Origin of the sequence: Amycolatopsis rhizosphaerae, from assembly GCF_007713715.1 — a bacterium.
GTDB lineage: Bacteria > Actinomycetota > Actinomycetes > Mycobacteriales > Pseudonocardiaceae > Amycolatopsis_E > Amycolatopsis_E rhizosphaerae.
The window spans coordinates 1-3,939 of the sequence record NZ_VJWX01000599.1 but is presented as its reverse complement, the minus strand read 5'-3'; the positions used below and the strand labels follow the sequence as shown (position 1 = coordinate 3,939).

General features: G+C 68.4%; 3 protein-coding genes. All 3 read right to left on the bottom strand.

The features are described 5' to 3' along the window. Window positions 1-192: 192 nt before the first annotated feature. The gene (locus FNH05_RS33915; protein ID WP_144592939.1) at window positions 193-1,149 is read right to left on the bottom strand and encodes a hypothetical protein; all 957 of its coding nucleotides are present in this window, start codon (window positions 1,147-1,149) and stop codon (window positions 193-195) included. Between the two features lie 160 nt (window positions 1,150-1,309). Next, window positions 1,310-2,599 carry a DUF11 domain-containing protein gene (locus FNH05_RS33910; RefSeq protein ID WP_246128106.1) on the bottom strand — a complete coding sequence of 430 codons (1,290 nt, stop codon included), beginning with the start codon at window positions 2,597-2,599 and terminating at the stop codon, window positions 1,310-1,312. A 189-nt stretch (window positions 2,600-2,788) separates the two neighbouring features. Beyond that, on the bottom strand, window positions 2,789-3,939 hold a 1,151-nt coding region (locus FNH05_RS33905; RefSeq protein ID WP_144592937.1), incomplete at its 5' end, for a DUF11 domain-containing protein.

Genomic DNA, 3,939 nt, shown 5'->3' with positions numbered 1-3,939 from the left:
CGGCGAGTCCCACCCTCAGGCGCTTGTGTCCCACCCTCAGGCGCTTGAGTTCCACGCTCGGTCTGGGGCCGGTTGCCCCTCAAGGCGCCGGACTCTTGCCGGGGCCCTGCCTGCTTTCCTGTGAGGGGCCCCTCACAGCCGTATTGACTGCGAGGGGCCCCTCACGGCACCGCCGCCGACGGGCTTCGGGACTCACGTGCCTGGTGTGCGGTGAGGCAGCGCGCGGATCATGCAGCGCGTGAGCAGCAGCCCGGACAGGACCGACACCAGCGAGACGGACACCAGCACGGAGCTGACGTTCCCGTGGTTGCCGAGCGCGATGTGGGTGGGCCCGGCGGTGACGGTCACGCCGGTGCCGATCCACGCGGCGACCAAGGGCGCCACGGCGGGACGGTCTCCTCGCCACCGCAGCAACGCCGGAACGGCGATGGCGCCGGACAGGACGAGCAGGCCGGTCGCGAGCAACGCCGTTCTCTGTGCGACGGTGTCGAAGCCCGCCGGTCCACCCCAGCGCGGCGCGGCCACCGACCACACGGCCAGGATCGCCCCGTACCCGCCCGTGATCGTGGCACCGACCGCCGCGAACCGGCGATCACCGGAGGCGGCGGACCGCAACTGTGCCATGCGCATCCGGAACACCCCGGGCCAGCGGTCTCGCGCATGACCGACGAACGCCATGGGCAAGCCGATCGCCTGTACGGCGAACCCACCGTAGACGAGAACGTAGACCCAGCCTTGGAGCCCGTTGCCTGCCGGGGCCGGAGCCCCGCCGACGAACGCCTGGGCCACCAAACCCAGAGGCAGCCCGACCGCGATCGGCGCCAGCAGCCCGGCCGCCAGCCAGATCGGCCCGGCCACGACCACCACCGGCAACCGGTGCCCCCACGGGTAGGTCAAGGCCAGGACCAATCCCACCGCGGCGATCTCCATCCCGGCGGTCACGACATCGCCCACGAGGTGTCTCATGTCCAGAAGCTCCGCCGCGCCCCCGGCATCGGCGGCACCGGCCGAATACCCGGACAGCCACAGCACCTTGAGCAGCAGGTAGGGCACACAGGACACGATCGTGACCCAGCAGACCGCCAGCCGCAGGCGACCGGGCGCGCGCGGACGCGTGCCTGGGGGTGGTACCGCGCTCACAGTGCTCATGGATGCATTCCTTCGTCCGCTGAACGCGGGATCGTGACGTTCTGGCCGAAGAAACCGTTTCATACCGATTCTGAGACAGTGCTCAGGAGCGGCATGACGCCCGTCGCCAAGGGACCGGGAAGCCGGTGCGGGCGGCCCTCCCCCGCCCGCACCGGGTGGATCAGGCGCTCGTGGCTACCTTGCGGCGGGAGCGGCGGCGCAGGCCGAACCCGAGACCGGCCACACCGAAGATGCCCGCGGCGGCGGCCGCCGGCACCAGCGGAACGTCCACCACCGTCACCACCTGGTTCGACGTGTCGTTCGCCGGATTCGGGTCGGCCTCGTTGCCGCGCACGCTCGCTGTGTTGGTCAACGTGGCCGCCGTCCCGTCGGCCACCCCGGACACGGTGATCGTCGCGTCGGCGCCCGCGATGAGCGCGCCGCCGGTGCAGCTGAGCGTGCTGCCCGTGACGGTGCAACCGGGCGAACTCGTCGTCACGTTCGACAACCCCGCCGGAAGCTGGTCGGCCACCGAATACCCCGACGAATTCGACGGACCATTGTTGTGCACCGTCAACGTGTACGTCACCTTCGTACCGACCGGGACCGGACCGCTCGCCGGGTACGACGGGTCGGCCACCTTGGTAATACTCAGATCCGTCGCCGGAGCCACACACGAAGTCGCATCATTTCCGCCGGAAGAAGGACCGGCCTGGGTGGAAATGATCTGGAAGGTCGGCGAGGCCGTGCCCGCGTTCGTGACCGCCACCCGGTACAGCTTCCCGGCGTTGTCGTAGAAGCCGATGTCACCGTTGCCGTAGGTGAAAACGCCACCATAGGCACCCGCCGGGAGAGCAGCCGCGAAGGTCTCCACGCCGCCGGTGTTCGGGTTGATCCGCACAATCCCACCGTTGAGGTCCGCGCCCCAGAAGTACCCGTTGGAGTACACCATGTCGGACACGTTCGATGCCGTGGTCAGGTTGATCGTCTTGACCACCGTGTTCGTCGCGACGTTGATCGCCCACATCCGCGGGATGTTGCTCGCCGTTACATGCAAGAACCCGTCGGGGCCGAAGCCACCAACGTTCATACCGCCGAGGGTGGCTCCACCGATGACGGTCCCCGGCTGCGGCAGACCCGTCACCGCGCCGTAGCCGGTGACGGTGCCGGTGGCGTCGATCCGCCACAAGGCACTGTGGGAGTCGCTTCGGATACCGTAGATGTAGTTGTCCGCGGGGTTGTACCCGATCGCGTTGTAGTAGGTGGACGTGACCGGGCCGACGGCGGTGAACCCGATCGCTCCGGCACCGAAGGTGCCGGTGTAAAGCTGAGTTCCGTTGCCGACGCTCTGGGCCAGGAACACCTGGCCCGCACAGGTGAACGGCGTCGCCGCCGACGCCGTTCCCGCCCCGAACACCAGACCACTACCCACCACGGCCGTGGCCAGCGCCAGCATGCCGACGCGTCTCATCCTTGTGGCGACCATGAACTACCTCTCTCCGAGGTGGACACTGACGCCGGGAAGACCGGATTCGCCCGCCTTTCCTGATTACCGCCCGAAAGAACTCCCCCACACCGACCTACCCGCTCGGGCCCCTCCCGCAGCTCCGGGGCGGTGCCGTGAAGGGACCCTTCACGGCACCGCCCCGAGGTCCGGTGGTCAGGCGTTCATGGTTGCCTTGCGGCGGGAGCGGCGGCGCAGGCCGAAACCAAGACCGGCAACACCGAAGAAGCCAGCCGCGGCGGCCGCCGGGACCAGCGGCACATCCACCACGGTCACCACCTCGTTCGACGTGTCGTTCGCCGGGTTCGGATCGGCCTCGTTGCCCCGCACGCTCGCGCTGTTGGTCAACGCGGTCGCCGAACCGTCGGCCACCCCGGTGAGGGTGATCACGGCGTCCGCGCCCACGGCGAGCGCACCACCGGTGCAACTCAGCGCGCTGCCCGTGATGGTGCACCCTGGCGTACTCGTCGTCACGTTCGACAGGCCCGCAGGAAGCTGATCACTCACCGAGTACCCCGACGAATTCGCCGGGCCGTTGTTGTGCACGATCAGCGTGTAGGTCACCGTGGTGCCGGCCGGGAGCGGGGCATTCTCATCGGATGTCGGGGAAACCGCCTTCGTGATACTCAGGTCGGTCGCGGGCGCGATACAGGACGTGGCGTCGTTACCGGACGAAGCGGGACCGACCTGGGTGGAGATGACCCGGAAGGTCGGCGACGCCGTGCCCGCGTTCGTGATCGCCACCCGGTACAACGTCCCGGCATTGTTGTAGAACCCGATGTCACCGTTGCCGTAGGTGAACATGCCGCCGTAGCCGCCCCCCGGAACGGCACTCGCGAAGGCTTCGACGCCGCCGGTGTTCGGATTGATCCGCACAATCCTGCCGTTGACGTCCGCTCCCCAGTAGTACCCGTTGGAATACACCATATCCGCCACGCCGGGGGACGTGGTCAGGTTGATCGTCTTGACCACCTTGTTCGTCGTGACGTCGATCGCCCACATCCGCGGGACCGTGCCCTGCATCGCGTACAAATAGCCGTCGGGTCCGAAGGCGCCGACATTGAGCCCCACGAACGCGGTCCCGCCGATGACCGTTCCCTTGGCGGGCAGGCCCGTCACCGGTCCGTAGCCGGTGACGGCGCCGTTGGCGTCGATCCGCCAGAGGGCGAGGTTGTCACTCCGGATTCCGTAGATGTAGTTGTCCGCGGGGTTGTACCCGATCGCGTTGTAGTAGGTGGACGTGACCGGGCCGTCGGCGGAGAAGCGGATCGCCCCCGCGCCGAAGGTCCCGCTGTAGAGCTGTGTGC